The 15,485-nt window shown below is 72.1% G+C and carries 11 protein-coding genes, 1 other RNA gene and 1 pseudogene; 11 read left to right on the top strand and 2 right to left on the bottom strand.

The window, feature by feature from the left end:
- The first annotated feature begins 148 nt into the window (after positions 1 to 148).
- From BS83_RS22790 to BS83_RS22775, 4 genes and pseudogenes are all read left to right on the top strand, one after another.
- Positions 149 to 2,020 (top strand): serine/threonine-protein kinase, encoded by a 1,872-nt coding sequence (locus BS83_RS22790; RefSeq protein ID WP_037605418.1) that lies wholly within the window; start codon positions 149 to 151, stop codon positions 2,018 to 2,020.
- Between the two features lie 184 nt (positions 2,021 to 2,204).
- A pseudogene (locus tag BS83_RS47720) lies at positions 2,205 to 3,473 on the top strand (serine/threonine-protein kinase); the annotation flags it as partial.
- A 977-nt stretch (positions 3,474 to 4,450) separates the two neighbouring features.
- Positions 4,451 to 5,560 (top strand): peptide chain release factor 2, encoded by a 1,110-nt coding sequence (gene prfB, locus BS83_RS22780; protein WP_037605416.1) that lies wholly within the window; start codon positions 4,451 to 4,453, stop codon positions 5,558 to 5,560.
- A 152-nt stretch (positions 5,561 to 5,712) separates the two neighbouring features.
- Complete coding sequence (locus BS83_RS22775; RefSeq protein ID WP_157597286.1) at positions 5,713 to 6,252, top strand: LAETG motif-containing sortase-dependent surface protein; 540 nt, start codon at positions 5,713 to 5,715, stop codon at positions 6,250 to 6,252.
- An 85-nt stretch (positions 6,253 to 6,337) separates the two neighbouring features.
- Here BS83_RS22775 and BS83_RS22770 read toward each other — a convergent pair whose 3' ends face one another.
- The gene (locus BS83_RS22770; RefSeq protein WP_037605414.1) at positions 6,338 to 6,532 is read right to left on the bottom strand and encodes a hypothetical protein; all 195 of its coding nucleotides are present in this window, start codon (positions 6,530 to 6,532) and stop codon (positions 6,338 to 6,340) included.
- A 283-nt stretch (positions 6,533 to 6,815) separates the two neighbouring features.
- On the opposite strand from BS83_RS22770, the gene ftsE reads away from it, so the two are divergent.
- From ftsE to ssrA, 5 genes are all read left to right on the top strand, one after another.
- A complete protein-coding gene (ftsE, locus tag BS83_RS22765) occupies positions 6,816 to 7,505 on the top strand; it encodes a cell division ATP-binding protein FtsE (RefSeq protein WP_037605412.1) in 690 nt (229 codons plus the stop codon).
- 14 nt (positions 7,506 to 7,519) lie between these two features.
- Positions 7,520 to 8,449 (top strand): permease-like cell division protein FtsX, encoded by a 930-nt coding sequence (gene ftsX, locus BS83_RS22760; RefSeq protein ID WP_037605411.1) that lies wholly within the window; start codon positions 7,520 to 7,522, stop codon positions 8,447 to 8,449.
- A 110-nt stretch (positions 8,450 to 8,559) separates the two neighbouring features.
- The gene (locus BS83_RS22755; protein ID WP_037605410.1) at positions 8,560 to 9,702 is read left to right on the top strand and encodes a S41 family peptidase; all 1,143 of its coding nucleotides are present in this window, start codon (positions 8,560 to 8,562) and stop codon (positions 9,700 to 9,702) included.
- A gap of 64 nt (positions 9,703 to 9,766) precedes the next feature.
- A complete protein-coding gene (gene smpB, locus BS83_RS22750; protein ID WP_157597285.1) occupies positions 9,767 to 10,264 on the top strand; it encodes an SsrA-binding protein SmpB in 498 nt (165 codons plus the stop codon).
- Between the two features lie 133 nt (positions 10,265 to 10,397).
- Positions 10,398 to 10,767: a transfer-messenger RNA gene (gene ssrA, locus BS83_RS42900) on the top strand.
- A gap of 30 nt (positions 10,768 to 10,797) precedes the next feature.
- On the opposite strand, the gene BS83_RS22745 is transcribed toward ssrA, so the two are convergent.
- Positions 10,798 to 11,349 (bottom strand): flavoprotein, encoded by a 552-nt coding sequence (locus BS83_RS22745; protein ID WP_037605408.1) that lies wholly within the window; start codon positions 11,347 to 11,349, stop codon positions 10,798 to 10,800.
- A 211-nt stretch (positions 11,350 to 11,560) separates the two neighbouring features.
- On the opposite strand from BS83_RS22745, the gene BS83_RS22740 reads away from it, so the two are divergent.
- Positions 11,561 to 12,694: a winged helix DNA-binding domain-containing protein gene (locus tag BS83_RS22740; RefSeq protein ID WP_037605407.1), complete on the top strand. Its 1,134-nt coding sequence runs from the start codon at positions 11,561 to 11,563 to the stop codon at positions 12,692 to 12,694.
- Between the two features lie 115 nt (positions 12,695 to 12,809).
- Positions 12,810 to 15,089: a HelD family protein gene (locus BS83_RS22735; RefSeq protein WP_037609670.1), complete on the top strand. Its 2,280-nt coding sequence runs from the start codon at positions 12,810 to 12,812 to the stop codon at positions 15,087 to 15,089.
- Positions 15,090 to 15,485: the final 396 nt, after the last annotated feature.

The raw sequence follows: 15,485 nt of genomic DNA, 5'->3' as shown, positions 1-15,485 counted from the left end.
TCGGTGGATCGGGTGAGTGCCGGGCCAGTGTCGCGTGCACGGCACGCCGATCCGATCGAACGCCATTAGAGTGGCCGAAAACGCGAGCAGCCCGGCGGGGCCGGGGGGACCGGCCACCTACGGCGCGAGGCACGACGAGGAGCGCACGGTGCGGCCGGTTGGCAGTAAGTACCTGCTGGAGGAGCCGCTGGGACGCGGCGCCACCGGGACGGTCTGGCGTGCCCGGACCAGGGACGACGAGTCGGGCCTCGTGGCGATCAAGGTGCTCAAGGAGGAGCTCGCCACCGACCCCGACGTGGTGATGCGCTTCCTGCGCGAGCGCGCGGTGCTGGTGCGCCTGGTGCACCCCAACATCGTCAGAGTCCGCGACCTGGTCGTCGAGGGCGAGCTGCTGGCCCTGGTGATGGACCTGGTCGACGGCCCCGACCTGCACAAGTACCTGCGGGCCAACGGCCCGCTCTCGCCCGTCGCGGGCGCCCTGCTGATGGCCCAGATCGCCGACGCGCTCGCCACCAGCCATGCGGACGGCGTCGTGCACCGCGACCTGAAGCCGGCGAACGTGCTGCTGGCGACGGTGGACGGGCCCGGCGGTCCGGTCATGCACCCGCTGCTCACCGACTTCGGCATCGCCCGGCTGGCCGACTCCCCCGGACTGACCAGGACCGCCGAGTTCGTCGGCACCCCCGCCTACGTCGCCCCCGAGTCGGCGGAGGGGCGGCCGCAGACGTCCGCGGTCGACGTCTACGGCGCGGGCATCATGCTCTACGAGCTGCTCACCGGCCGACCGCCGTTCTCCGGCGACGGGCCGATCCAGATCCTTCAGGCGCACCTGTCCCAGCAGCCCGAGCGGCCGCGGAACCTGCCCGAGCCGCTGTGGACCGTGATCGAGCGCTGCCTGGAGAAGGAGCCGGCGCGGCGTCCGACCGCCGTCGCGCTGGCGACGGCGCTGCGCACGGTCGCGGCGGGCATCGGCGTGCATGCGACGGTCGCCGAGATCGAGGCCGCGAACGCGGTCGCGGTGCTGCTCGCACCGCCGCCCTACCTGCCGGGCGCGAGCTCCCCGAGCGAGGACCCCACCCTGCCCCACGGCGTCGCCACCGGCGGCGGCCCGCTGGTGCCGGGACCGGCTGACCCGACGCAGGTGCTGCCCCAGGGTGCGGCCGCCGCGGCCTCCTACGGCGCGGCCGACGCGACCCAGGTCCTGCCGCCGAACGCCTTCGCCGCCGGCCCGGGCGGCGCGCCCGATCCGCGGCAGGCGTTCACGCCCGGCGCGGCCGATCCGACCGCGGTACTGCCGCAGGGGACGAACCCGGCCGACCGCACGCGGGTGATGCCGACGGCCGCCGCCGGCGGTGCGAGCGCGCTGAGCGCCCAGCAGCCGGGGGCGGACCCGCAGGCCCCGCAGGGCCCGCACCCGTGGGAGTCGCAGCTGCGGGCGGCGCGGACCCGCAACGAGCAGACGCAGGTGGGTCCGATGGGCGGCTTCGCCGTCGACGACCCGTTCGCGCCGGCTCCCCAGGTGGCTCCGCAGGCCTACCAGCCGCCGCCCTACCGGGAGCCGGAGACCCCGCAGCGCCGACCGCAGGTCGCGCCGCGTCCGTACCAGGCGCAGCCCCAGGCCCAGGCACAGCCTCAGGCCCGGCCGCAGCCCCAGGCCCGGCCGGAGCCGGCCCCGCGCGCGGCCGCGCCCACGCGCCGCCCCGAGCCGCAGCGCCCCGCACCGCAGCGCGAGCGGGAGCGCCCGAGCGAGCGCGACTACGACCGTGAGCCCGACCGGTCCCGCGAGCGCGCGCCGCGCAGGCGGCGGCGCCTGCACATCCCGGGCATGGGCTGCCTGAAGGTCCTGCTCTTCATGATCGTCGTCGGGTTCCTGGTCTGGCGGTTCTCGCCGCTGCACGGCTGGATCGACCATGCCGTCAACGTCGTGCACGGCTGGTGGAACCAGGTCGTGGACTGGTACCACCAGATCACGAACACGGCGAACAAGGTCAAGCACGCCGTCCCGCCGACGGGCAACTGACCCCGAGTCGGCCGGACGCCGCGTCCTCCGCCCCCGGGCGGGCCGCAGGTTTGACGATTTGTCGACACCTGGCGGCTCGTCCACCCCCTGCTGTCCCCCAAACGGCTCCAAGCCGCGTACTTTGGTCGCTGACGCTCGACAGGCTGATGGCCCCATCGGCCCCAACATCGCGCACGGAGCAGCCTTGGCACGCAAGATCGGTAGCCGCTACACCGCGCACACGGTGATCGGCCGTGGCTCGGCCGGCACCGTCTGGCTCGGAGAGGGCCCGGAGGGGCCGGTCGCGATCAAGATCCTGCGTGAGGACCTCGCCTCCGACCAGGTCCTGGTAGGCCGCTTCGTGCAGGAACGCACCGCCCTGACCAGCCTCGACCACCCGCGCGTGGTCGGCATACACGACCTCGTCGTCGACGGCGACGACCTCGCGCTGGTGATGGAGCTGGTGCACGGCGCCGACCTGCGCTCGCGCCTGGACCGTGAGGGCCCGTTCACCCCGCAGGCCGCCGTCTCCGTCGCGGCCGACGTCGCCGAAGGGCTCGCCGCCGCGCACGCCGCGGGAATCATCCACCGGGACGTGAAGCCGGAGAACATCCTGCTCGACCAGGCCTCCAGCCCCGGACCTGGCGGTGCGCCGCGCGCCAAGCTCTCCGACTTCGGCTTCGCCAGGCTCGTCGACGCGCCGCGCAGGACCAGGGCCACCCGGATCATCGGCACGCCGGACTACCTCGCGCCCGAGATCATCGAGGGCCTGGAGCCGCGCGCCGCCGTCGACATCTACGCGCTGGCCACCGTCCTCTACGAACTGCTGGCCGGTTTCACGCCCTTCGGCGGCGGGCACACCGGCGCGGTGCTGCGCCGCCACGTCACCGAGACGGTGCCCCCGCTGCCCGGCCTGCCGGAGCCGCTGTGGAAGGTGCTGGCCCAGTGCCTCGCCAAGGCCCCCGCCTCCCGGCTGCGGGCCGCCGAGCTCGCGGCGGGCCTGCGCGAACTGCTCCCCGGTCTCGCGGGTCTGCCGGCCCTGCACATCGCCCACCCGGACGCCCCCGACGTCCCGCCGCTGCCCGGCTACGACCCGGCCGACCTGCTGGACGAGGAGGAGGACGAGGACGAGGCGGCGAACACCGCCCGTGCGCGCCGCCGCCGCGGCTCGGCCGTGCCCCTGGTGCCGGGCAGCCTCCCGGACTCCAACCGGGAGACCCACACCAACCTGCGCCGCCCCCGTCCCGAGGAGCTGGCCGGACTCGCCGAGGCCTCCCGCGCGCAGCGTGCGGGCGCGGCCGGCCGTCGCCCGGCCGGCGCGCAGCGCAGCGGAGCGGGCGGCGCCGCGGTGCGCCGACGGCGCCGGCTGTTCGCGGGCACGGCCGCGGTCGTCCTCGCGCTCACCGCCTTCGGCGGCTACGCCGCGTTCTCCGGCTCCGGCGGCACCCAGCGCCACGGCAACCCGGGGGACGCCGCCTGGCCGAGCCCGCACCCCGACCGCAGCGCGGGCCTGCCGAAGGCCCCCGTCGCCGGAGCCTCGGACGCCGCCGCGCCGGGCGGGGCGCCGCGGCTGCCCGCCTGGTCCGGCTGGGCCGACGCGCCCGCCCCGCCCGCACCGCTGGTCAGCGGGGTCCGCGCGGTCAAGGTCGGCGGCACGGCCTACGTCTTCGGCACCGACGCCTCCGGCGCGATCCGCTACCTCGCCCGGAGCGGATCCGCCTTCGCGCCCTGGGGCAAGCTCACCGGCATACACGTCAGCGGCGAGCCCGCGCCGGTGTCGCTGCCGGGCGGAAACCTGCGCCTCTTCGCCCGCGGCACCGACGGCCTGATCTACCAGCGCGACCTGGCCGGCGGGGTCTGGTCGCCCTGGAGCCAGTTGGACGGCCGCACCCACGTGGACGCCCCGCCCGCGGCGGTCGCCTCGGCTGCGGGCCGGATCGACCTGGTGGCGCGGATCGGCGGCGAGCTGGCGACGACCTCGTTCGTCGGCGGGGCCTGGACGGTCTGGGCCGCGGTCTCCACCGTCGGCCAGGTCGCCGGCGCCCCCGCGCTGATCGCCGAGAACGACGGGACCACCGACGCCTTCGTGGCGTCCCCCGCCGGCCAGATCCAGCACACCCACCTGGCCGACGGCCTGTGGCACTTCTCCCGTCCGGTGTCCGGCGCGACCGCCGGCGGGGCGGACGGACGCCCGGAGGCGGTGCAGGCGGCCTCCGGCGGGATCTACCTCTTCTCCACCGGGAGCGGCTACGCGGCCGCGAGCGCCTCGGCGGCGGCCTGGAGCGGCGGCACCCTGCCCGCGGCCCCCTCGTCCTCGTACGCGCCGGCCGCCTACGCGGACGGCGGCGGGATCACCCTGTTCCGGGTCACTCCGGGCGGCGGCCTGCAGTTCACCCACGGCCACTGAGGCGGAACGGCAACCAGCTTGCCGCTCTGCATTACGCTTGGCACGTGGCAGCCATTGATCCTTCCGAAGAACTCAAGTCCCTCGAATCGACCATGGGGTCGATCGAGGCAGTCGTCGACCTGGACAAGCTCCGCGCCGACATCGCGGTCTTCGAGGAGCAGGCCGCCGCACCGGACCTCTGGGACGACGTCGACCACGCCCAGAAGATCACCTCCAGGCTCTCCTACCTCCAGGGCGAGCTCCGCAAGATCGAGACCCTGCGCAGCAGGATCGAGGACCTCGGCGTCCTCTTCGAGCTCGCCGAGGCCGAGGGCGACGCCGACGCGCGCGCCGAGGCCGAGTCCGAGCTCGACTCGGTGCGCAAGTCCGTCCAGGAGATGGAGGTCCGCACCCTCCTCTCCGGCGAGTACGACGCCCGCGAGGCGCTGGTCAACATCCGCGCCGAGGCGGGCGGCATCGACGCCGCCGACTTCGCCGAGCAGCTGATGCGCATGTACCTGCGCTGGGCCGAGCGCCACGGCTACCCCACCGAGGTCTACGACACCTCCTACGCGGAGGAGGCCGGCATCAAGTCCGCGACCTTCTCCGTCAAGGCCCCCTACGCCTACGGCACCCTCTCCGTCGAGCAGGGCACGCACCGCCTGGTGCGCATCTCGCCCTTCGACAACCAGGGCCGTCGCCAGACCTCCTTCGCGGGCGTCGAGGTGCTGCCGGTCGTCGAGTCCAGCGACCACGTGGACATCGACGAGAAGGAGCTGCGCATCGACGTCTACCGCTCCTCCGGCCCCGGCGGCCAGGGCGTCAACACGACCGACTCCGCGGTGCGCATCACGCACCTGCCGACGGGCATCGTGGTCTCCTGCCAGAACGAGCGCTCGCAGATCCAGAACAAGGCCTCGGCGATGAACGTCCTCCAGGCCAAGCTGCTGGAGCGGCGCCGCCAGGAGGAGCGTGCCGCGATGGACGCGCTCAAGGACGGCGGGAGCTCCTGGGGCAACCAGATGCGCTCCTACGTGCTGCACCCGTACCAGATGGTCAAGGACCTGCGCACCGAGTACGAGGTGGGCAATCCGCAGGCGGTCCTGGACGGTGACCTGGACGGATTCATCGAGGCGGGCATCCGCTGGCGCAAGGAGCAGGAGAAGGCGGAGTAGTCCGCACACACTGCTTTCACGCCTCCTTCACGGAGTCAGCCGGGGCCCGGCGGTCGCAAGTTGACCGCCGGGCCCTCGTCGCACCATGCTGTCGCGCGGTATCGGCCTTAAGAGAGTCTTTTGCACAGCAAGGGCACATGGAAGGGGTGGGCGTGACACGCGGACACCGGAGGAAGAGCAGCGGCATACGCGTCGCTGGCGTCGCACTCGCGCTGGCCGGAGCGGGACTGACGATCGCGGGCGTGGCCAACGCGGCGACGGACAAGGTCGTCGACGGTCCGAACGACAACGTCACGGTCGTGCTCGGCAACGACAACGGGAACGGCGAAGGGAACGGCGGCGACACCGCCACGGCGACGGACACGCCGACCGACGCGGGCACCCCGACGGCGACGGACACCGGCACCGCCGCGGCCGCGCCCGCGGGCGGAAAGTCGACGGCCACGTCGACCGCCACCGCGACGGCCACGGACACCGGCGACAGCTCCGACGCGGGGGCGAACGCCACCGCCGGAGGCGAGGACTCGTCCACCGCCGCCGCGACGATGACGCAGGCTCCCGCGCGCACGCAGCTCGCCGAGACGGGCAGCAGCAGCGCCACCCCGATGATCCTCGCCGGCGGCTTCACCTTCGTGCTGGGCGGAGCGGTCTTCCGTTTCGGTCCGCGCGCGGCGGGCAGCCGCAGGCACTGACGGGCACGAGCGCCGACGGGCAAGGGAAAGGGCTCCGGAACCGAGGTTCCGGAGCCCTTTTCGGCTTCCTGGGGGCCGCGCGACCCTACGCGAACGCGTGGCGCGCTATCAGCACGCACGCGACCAGCGCCGTCACCAGCGCGATCAGTGCCATGGGGGACAGGGCGGCGAAGAATCCCTGTTGCTGCATCATGCGCGCACGGCTCGCCCGGCAGGTGGGGCAGCGGCCCTCACTGACGGGACCCGAGCAGTTGGCGCACACCAGGCGGTCGAGCGTCATCGCGATCTCCTCCTCTGATGTGCACAACGCAGAACCCTGTTCAGTGGGTTCCCTCCACTGTGCCACGTCACGCGCGATCCAGCTTGATTCCTCCGGTTCCGGTTGTTGCACTCTGTCACGCTCTGCCTACCGAGCCAAGAAAAGCCTGCCATTTTGTCCAACTTTGCCCGCTACTGTCCGTGAACTCTCCCACCTTTCCCGACACGAGCCTGCGAGCGCGCGTCCGCTTCGCGTAAGGTCGGCCAAGCCCTGTCCGCCTACACTGGCCCACCGTGATGCAGCCGTGATCAGATTCGACAACGTCTCCAAGACCTATCCGAAGCAGAACCGTCCGGCCCTGGACAACGTCTCGCTCGAGATCGAGAAGGGTGAGTTCGTCTTCCTGGTCGGCTCCTCCGGCTCGGGCAAGTCGACCTTCCTGCGCCTCATCCTGCGCGAGGAGCGGCCGAGCACCGGCGAGGTGCACGTGCTGGGCAAGGACCTGGCCAAAATGTCCAACTGGAAGGTCCCGCACATGCGGCGCCAGCTGGGCACGGTCTTCCAGGACTTCCGCCTTCTGCCCAACAAGACCGTCGGCCAGAACGTGGCCTTCGCCCTCGAGGTGATCGGCAAGCCGCGCGCCACGATCAACAAGGTCGTGCCCGAGGTCCTCGAACTCGTCGGCCTGGCCGGGAAGCAGGACCGGATGCCCGGTGAGCTCTCCGGTGGTGAGCAGCAGCGAGTCGCGATCGCGCGTGCGTTCGTGAACCGCCCGATGCTGCTGATCGCCGACGAGCCGACCGGAAACCTCGACCCCCAGAACTCCGTCGGCATCATGAAGCTGCTGGACCGCATCAACCGGACCGGCACCACGGTGCTGATGGCCACCCACGACCAGGCGATCGTCGACCAGATGCGCAAGCGCGTCATCGAGCTGGACCAGGGCCACCTGGTCCGCGACCAGTCCCGCGGCGTCTACGGCTACCAGCACTGAGTTAGGACATATCAATGCGAGCCCAATTCGTCATGTCGGAGATCTGGATCGGTCTCCGCCGCAATCTGACGATGACCGTCGCCGTGATCGTGAGTGTGGCCCTGTCCCTCTCCCTGGCCGGCGCGGCCATTCTGCTGCGTGTGCAGGTCGACCAGATGAAGGGGTACTGGGGCGACAAGGTCCAGGTGTCGATCTACTTCTGCAGCAAGTCCGACACCAAGCAGGCCGGCACCAACCCGGCGCTCAAGAACTGCGCCGCGGGCGTCGCCTCGCAGCAGCAGATCGACGACGCCCACGCGCAGTTGAACAAGAACTCGCTGGTCGAGACGGTCTACACGGAGAGCCCCGACCAGGCGGCGTCCCGCTTCAAGCAGGAGTTCCCCGACTCCCCGCTGCTCAGCTACGCCACCGCCGACTGGTTCGAGTCCTCGCTGCGGGTCAAGCTCAAGAACCCGCAGCAGTACCAGGTCGTGGCCGCCCAGATGGAGGGCCAGCCCGGCGTCGCCAAGGTCGACGACCAGAGCGCCGTGCTCAAGCCGCTGTTCAACCTGCTCAACGGCGCCCAGGTGACGGCCCTCGTCATCATGGGCATCATGCTCGGCGTCACGCTGCTGCTGATCGTCAACACCGTCCGCGTCTCGGCCTTCAGCCGCAAACGTGAAACGGGGATCATGCGGCTGGTCGGAGCGTCCAACTACTACGTGCAGATGCCGTTCATCGCGGAAGCCGCCTTCGCGGCCATCGTCGGCGCCGTGCTCGCCTCCGGTCTGCTGGCCGTCGGCAAGTACGTGATGATCGATCAGTTCCTGAAGAAGCAGATCACCCTGATCAACTTCATAGGCTGGGGCCCGGTCTTCCAGATCATGCCGCTGCTGCTGGTCATCGGTGTGGTGATGTCCGCCCTGGCGGCCTTCCTCACGCTGCGGAAGTACCTCCGCGTCTGACGAACTGCTCGTCAGTTCATGCGAACAAGCCCCGGATCGCGTACTGCGTCCGGGGCTTTTCGTCGGGTGTGCGCCCTCATACGGCTCGTTCGCCTCTAGACTCTTCGACCATGTCACCCACACGACGCGCACTCCGCCTCCAGCTCACGCTGGGGCTGGTGTTCACCGCGGTCTGCGGCGTGGGCGTCGCGACGGGCGCGTGGGGCAGCGAAGGCCATCCCGAGCCGACCGCCGCGTCGCGCACCGGAAGTGGGTCCAGCGCCGACGTCCTGGGCGCGGGAGGCGGCTCCGCCGCGGTCGGCGACCGCTGGGCGGCCGACTACACCCCTGAGGAGTTCGCCGCCTACTCCGAGGAGCTCGACGGCCACTACGTCGGCGTGGGCCTCTGGGTCGTCGGTTCGCCGCAGGGCCAGGTGCGGGTCAGCCGCGCCCTTCCCAAGGGACCGGCCGGGCTGGCGGACGTGCGCGCGGGGGACCGGCTGCTGGAGGTCGGCGGGGTACCGGTCACCGGGATGCCGGTCACCGAGGTCGTCGCCCTGCTGCGCGGCGGCGCCGCGGGCCGGGTGGGCTCGCCGGTGGCCCTGCTGCTCCAGCGCGGGTCGGAGGTCCGGCTGGTGGCGCTGCGGCGCGCCGTGCTCGACGAGGACGACGTACGGGTCGACCACCCGGAGAACGGGGTCACCCGGATCAGCATGGACGCCTTCACCGCCGGCGTCTCGGAGCAGGTGCAGGCCGCCGTGCACCAGGCGCAGTTGCATCCGGCCAAGGACGGCCGCGGCATCCTGCTGGACCTGCGCGGCAACTCCGGCGGCCTGGTCAGCGAGGCGGTCGCGACGGCCTCCGCCTTCCTCGACGGCGGCAAGGTCGCGCTCTACCAGCCCGAGGGCGGCGGACCCCGCCAGGTGCTCACGGCGGCGCGCGGCGGCGACACCGCCACGCCGTTGGTGGTGCTGGTCGACGGCGGCACGATGAGCGCGGCCGAACTCGTCACCGGTGCGCTGCGCGACCGTGGGCGCGCGGTCGTCGTCGGCCGCCCCACCTTCGGCAAGGGCGCGGTGCAGCAGCCGCAGACCCTCTCCGACGGCATGGTCCAGGAGCACACCGTCGGCAACTACCTGACGCCGTCCGGCGGCTCGCCCGACGGCCAGGGAGTCCAGCCGGACGTGCTGGTGCCGCCGGGGGCGAACCCGCAGGCGGCGGAGGACACGGCGCTGACGGTGCTGGACGACCTCTCCGGCGGGAACGGGCAGTAGCGTTCGCCGGTTCGCCGGACCCGTCGGGAAACGCCCGTGCCCGCGAGGCGTCCGAGGTGCGAGAATGGCCCGCACTATGGCGAAGAAGAAAGACGACCCGCGCAACAAGCTCATCGCCTCCAACAAGAAGGCGCGGCACGACTACAACATCATCGACGAGTACGAGTGCGGCATGGTGCTCACCGGCACCGAGGTGAAGTCGCTGCGACAGGGGCGTGCGTCCCTGATCGACGGCTTCGCCGACGTGGAGCAGGGGGAGGCCTGGCTCCACAACGTGCACATCATGGAGTACGCCCAGGGCACCTGGACCAACCACGCCGCGCGGCGCAAGCGCAAGCTGCTGCTGCACAAGTGGGAGATCGCCAAGCTCGACCAGAAGCTGAAGGAGACGGGCTACACGCTGGTCCCGCTCTCCCTCTACTTCAAGGACGGCCGGGCCAAGATCAACATCGCCCTGGCCCAGGGCAAGAAGCTGCACGACAAGCGGCAGACGTTGCGCGAGAAGCAGGACCGCCGCGAGACCGACCGCGCACTGTCGGCGGCCCGCCGGCGGCAGGGCTGAGCGGCGCACTTAATGAACTGGACCTTGCCACGGGGTGAGCCGTAGCATGGACAGCGTTCCGGACGGTCCCCCAGACCGCGAGGGCCGGCGGCGGAGAAATCCGGCGCCTTGAAAACTGAATAGCACCCTGCATGGGGGTGATCGGTTTCGACTGGGGATGTCGAGGCAGGAGAAGCGAGCCGAGAAACGCGGCAATGATCTCGTTAACCACGTGTCGCAAACTATAATCGCCAACAACAAGCGCGATTCCTTCACCCTCGCCGCCTGAGCGAGGCCTTGAAGGTGTCAGACCGGGCGCGTTCCCGTCCCGGACCCTGGCATAATCTAGGGAACTCCACCGTCCGCCCCGGTCACGGGGACGTACGGGAAATCAAACAGTGACTGAGCCCGTCGGCAGCTTGTCTGCGTGACTGCCGGGGCCGAGAAAAGCACAGCAGACTGCGCTCGGAGAAGCCCTGGTTCCGCACCACAGGACGCGGGTTCGATTCCCGCCACCTCCACCGAGAGAATCCCATGTAGCACGAGCCGTCCGGTCACACCGGGCGGCTCGTTGCGTTGTGGGCGGCGCGCGCCTCGGCGAGCCCGAGGGCCCAGTCGAAGCCGGGGGTCTCGTCCTGACCGGGCGCGGTCGCCGTCTCCGGCAGCAGCAGGCGACCGCCGGCCGCCTGCAGCGTCTCGACGGACCGGGCGAACTGCGGGTGCGCGGCGAGCGCGGCGTTGACGCAGGGCACCACGACGGTGGGTATGCCCCCGCCGAGCGCCTCAGCGGCGTAGCCGACGACGAAGGAGTCGGTCAGGCCGAGGGCGAGGCGGTTCACCGTGTTGAACGTGGCCGGCGCGAGCAGGACGACGTCGGCGGTCGGCCAGACGTCGTCCTGACCGGGCAGCTTGTAGTGCGAGCGCACGGGACTGCCGGTGAGCGCCTCCAGGCCGGGCAGATAGGGGTGCAGCCAACGTGCGGCGGTGGGGGTGAGCCCGAGGCACACCTGCCATCCGTCGACCTGGGCGCGCTCGACTGCGACGGCGATGTTGAGCACGGGTTGTGCTCCGGTGCCGAGCAGGTACAGGACGGGGTCTCCGGTCATGCACACACCCAACATGGCGACGGGTGGATCTTGCAAGTACGCCTCCGGCGGGGCGATAGGGCACGACGTCCGGTGGCAACCTCAGGGGCGCGGGGAACTGCGCGACAAGCCACTGACGAGCAGCTGGTCCTCACCGAACAGGGCCATCCGCACAGGGTGGATTTCTCGCGCGGTTCCCCGCGCCCCCGGCGGGGAACCGTAGGCTGAAATCATGGTCTTGGGATCACTGGACGATCGGGCGCTGAATCGCGCCTTGATGGCGCGTCAGTCGCTGCTCGCGCGGGGGGACCGTTCGCCGCTGGAGACGGTGCGGCATCTGGTCGGAATGCAGTCGCAGATTCCAGGGAACCCCTATACCGCGTTCTGGTCGCGGATCGCCGATTTCGATCCCGCCGAGGCGTCCCTGCTGCTGGCGAATCGCGAGACCGTGCGGATGTCGACCCTGCGCGGGACCGTGCACCTGCACGATGTCGAGGACGCGCTCACCCTGCGGGCCTTCACCCAGCCCGTGCACCAGGCCACCCCCTACGGCGAGCGCAGCGTCTTCCGGTCGCAGCTGGCCGGCGTCGAGCCGGACGCGCTGTGGGCCGTCGCGAGGGAGCTGCTCGACGCCGGGCCGCTGGCCACCGGCAGGCTCGGGCAGGCGCTCGCCGAGCGCTTTCCCGGGTACGAGCCCGCCGCGCTCGGCACCGCCGTGCGGTACAAGTTCGCCCTGGTCCAGGTGACGCCGCGCGGCGAGTGGGGGCGGAGCGGGGCGGCCACGCTCACCACCGTCGAGAGCTGGCTGGGCCGGCCGCAGCGCGAGCCCGACGTCGCTGCGGTCATGCTGCGCTACCTCGCCGCGTTCGGGCCGGCGAGCGTCCAGGACGCCCAGCACTGGTGCGGGGTGACCCGGCTCGGCGAGGTCTTCGAGAAGCTGAGGCCCCAGCTGGTGGTGTTCGCCGACGCCGGGACCGGCCGCGAGCTCTTCGACCTGCCGGACGCGCCGCGCCCCGATCCGGAGACGCCCGCGCCGGTGCGCTTCCTCCCGGACTACGACAACGTGCTCATCGGGCACGCCCGGCGGAGCCGGGTCATGGACGAGGCGGACCGGATCGGGCTCTTCTCGAACGGCAACGGCTACCGTCCCGGTCTGCTGGTCGACGGAAGGCTCGCCGGAGCGTGGGCGTACGCCAAGCCGAAGCGGAAGGGCGCACCCGCCGAGCTGACGGTCGAGCTGTTCGGGGACCGGCCCGCCGCCGTCAAGGAGGAGGTCGAGGCCGAGGCCACGGCCCTGCTGGCCTTCCTGGCCCCGAGCGCGGCGTCCCGGACGGTGCGCCTCCACCTGGGCGGCCCGAGGGCGTAGGATCAACAGTTCCCTTTTGCAGGGGACGCGCAGCAGCCCACGTTGGACCTCAGGGGATCTCTTGGCCTCGCCCACCCACCAGACCGCCGATCACACCGGCGCAGACCGCAGAGCTGTGGAAGGGACCACCGTCTTCGACCGTGAGGTCGCGGTCGAGCAGGCCCATCTCGACCAGGTGTACCACCGCCTCGGCGAGAAGCTCGCCGAGGCGGAGTTCCTGCTCGACGACGCCAACCGCAAGTCCCAGGCCGGCACCCCCGGCGCGCTGGCCGAGCGCGACGCGCAGAGCTACCAGGCCGGACGGCACCTCCAGCGGCTCACCAACCAGTTCGAGGACTTCCTCTTCGGCCGGATCGACCTGCAGCAGCCGGACCGTCCCGAGGAGGACGGCTTCCCCTCGCAGACGCCGCTCGACCCGGCCGACCCGGACATCGCCGAGACCCTGCACATCGGGCGGCTCGGCGTGCTCGACGCCGAGTACGGGCCGCTGGTGATCGACTGGCGCGCGCCCGCCGCCGCGCCGTTCTACCGGGCCACCCCGCGCCAGCCCGGACGCGTGCTGCGCCGCCGGGTGATCCGCTCGCGCGGCCGCAGGGTGCTGGGCGTCGAGGACGACCTGCTCCGCCCGGACCTGGAGCCGCGCCTGGACGGGCAGCCGGTCGCCGTGGTCGGCGACGGCGCGCTGATGGCCACGCTGGGCCGGGCGCGCGGCCACGCGATGCGGGACATCGTCTCCTCCATCCAGCAGGAGCAGGACGAGGTGATCCGGGCGCAGGCGGCCGGGGCCACCCTGGTCACCGGCGGCCCCGGCACCGGCAAGACCGCCGTCGCGCTGCACCGGGCCGCCTACCTGCTCTACCACGACCGCCGCCGCTACGCGGGCGGCATCCTCGTGGTCAGCCCGACCCCGCTGCTCGTCTCCTACACCGAGGGCGTGCTCCCGGCCCTGGGCGAGGAGGGGCAGGTCGCGATCCGCGCCATCGGCAGCCTGATCGAGGGCGAGGAGGCCGACCGCTACGACAGCCCCGAGGCGGCCAGGGTCAAGGGCTCCTCGCGGATGCTGCCGCTGCTGCGCCGCGCCGCCCGCGCCGCGCTCGACAGCAAGGACACCCCCGCCGAGCTGCGGATCGTCGCGATGGGCGAGGTGCTGCGGCTGGACGCGGAGACGCTGCGGCAGCTGCGCCGCAGCGTGCTGGGCGGCACGACCCCCGTCAACCTGCTGCGTCCGCGGGCCAGGCGGCTGCTGCTGGACGCGCTGTGGGCACAGCTCCAGCGCGGCCGGGCCAAGCCGGTGGACCGCTACGAGCGCGAGGAGCAGCAGCGCCAGCGGGAGAGCTTCGACGAGTACGTCGGCGACGAGGACGCGTTCCTCGACTTCCTGGAGGCCTGGTGGCCGGCGCTCACCCCGCGCCGGGTCCTGACCACGCTGGCCGACTCCCGTCGGCTGGCGGGCCAGGCGCGCGGCGTCCTCAGCCGGCAGGAGCTGCGGCTGCTCTCGGACTCCTGGCGCCATCTGGACCGGCAGGAGCGCGGCGGTGTCAGCGCCCACGACGTGGCACTGCTGGACGAGCTGCAGCTGCTGCTGGGCGAGCCGTACCGGCCGCGGGCGCGCGAGGTCGACCCGATGGACCTGCTCACCGGCCTGGACGAGGTCAGCGTGTACGGCGACCGCCAGCGCAGGGAGCAGGAGGCGCGCTCGGCCGCGGCCGCCGCCGAGCGCCGCGACTACGCGCACATCATCGTGGACGAGGCACAGGACCTCACCCCGATGCAATGGCGCATGGTCGGCCGCCGGGCCCGCAACGCGACCTGGACGATCGTCGGGGACCCGGCGCAGAGCAGCTGGATCGACCCGGCCGAGGCGCAGGCGGCGATGGACGAGACGCTGTCGGGAAAGCCGCGGCGCCGTTTCACGTTGACGACGAACTACCGCAATCCTGCGGAGATCGCCGACGTCGCCTCGCGGATCCTGGCCCAGGCCGCGCCGGGCACCGAGCCGCCGGTCGCGGTCCGCTCGACCGGCGTCGCGCCGCGCTTCGCCGCGGTCGCGCGCGAGGAGGCGCTGGGCGAGGCGGCCCGCGCCGAGGTGCGCCGGCTGCTGGAGGAGGTCGAGGGCACCGTCGGCATCGTGGTGCCGATGGACCGCCGCGAGGAGGCGCGCGGCTGGATCAAGGGCCTGGGCGACCGTGCCGTCGCCCTGGGCAGCCTGGAGGCGAAGGGCCTGGAGTACGACGCGACGGTCGTCGCCGACCCCTCGGGCATCGCCGGGGAGTCGGACGCGGGCCTGCGCGTCCTGTACGTCGCGCTGACCCGCGCGACCCAGCGGCTGACCGTGCTGAGCGGTCCGCTGGACCTGCCGGACGCGGCCGGCGTGCCCGCGCTGCTGCACGGTTGACGGGCGGCCGGGCTGTGACGGACGCGCGGTCGAGAGGCGGCTGAGGCGGGGTCAGCACGACGCGGGCCCCCTACCTGATCGGTAGGGGGCCCGCGCTGATTCTCCGTCTGGTACGACACCGACCCGCCATGCTCGCCTCGCGGCAAGTGGTCGCTCTAGGCGACTAAGGTTGGGCCCGGGGGCTTGGATCGAGCCGGTGTCGTACAGCCAGAGTAACAAAGCTCTTCGGAAACGCATTCCCCTCGCGGGAGAACGCCTGGGAAACATCCCGCCCCGTCTCACCCGCTGTCCGCGCTGCGGAACAATATTTCCGCCTACCGACGAGTAGGTGGGACGATCGTGACGACTCACCACAGCGGCAGTCGAAGCAGCGGGTACAGGAAGAAGGCAACGTCG

The organism is Streptacidiphilus rugosus AM-16 (assembly GCF_000744655.1).
GTDB classification, from domain to species: Bacteria; Actinomycetota; Actinomycetes; order Streptomycetales; family Streptomycetaceae; genus Streptacidiphilus; species Streptacidiphilus rugosus.
Note: the sequence above shows the minus strand (reverse complement) of the source record. Positions and strands in the feature narration are given on the sequence as shown.

Bases quoted from the DNA above. Each gene is read 5' to 3' on its own strand.
- ftsX (WP_037605411.1), top strand. From the start codon at position 7,520: ATGCGAGCCCAATTCGTCATGTCGGAGATCTGGATCGGTCTCCGCCGC.
- smpB (WP_157597285.1), top strand. From the start codon at position 9,767: ATGGCCCGCACTATGGCGAAGAAGAAAGACGACCCGCGCAACAAGCTC.
- BS83_RS22755 (WP_037605410.1), top strand. From the start codon at position 8,560: ATGTCACCCACACGACGCGCACTCCGCCTCCAGCTCACGCTGGGGCTG.
- BS83_RS22740 (WP_037605407.1), top strand. From the start codon at position 11,561: ATGGTCTTGGGATCACTGGACGATCGGGCGCTGAATCGCGCCTTGATG.
- BS83_RS22745 (WP_037605408.1), bottom strand. From the start codon at position 11,349: ATGACCGGAGACCCCGTCCTGTACCTGCTCGGCACCGGAGCACAACCC.
- BS83_RS22770 (WP_037605414.1), bottom strand. From the start codon at position 6,532: ATGACGCTCGACCGCCTGGTGTGCGCCAACTGCTCGGGTCCCGTCAGT.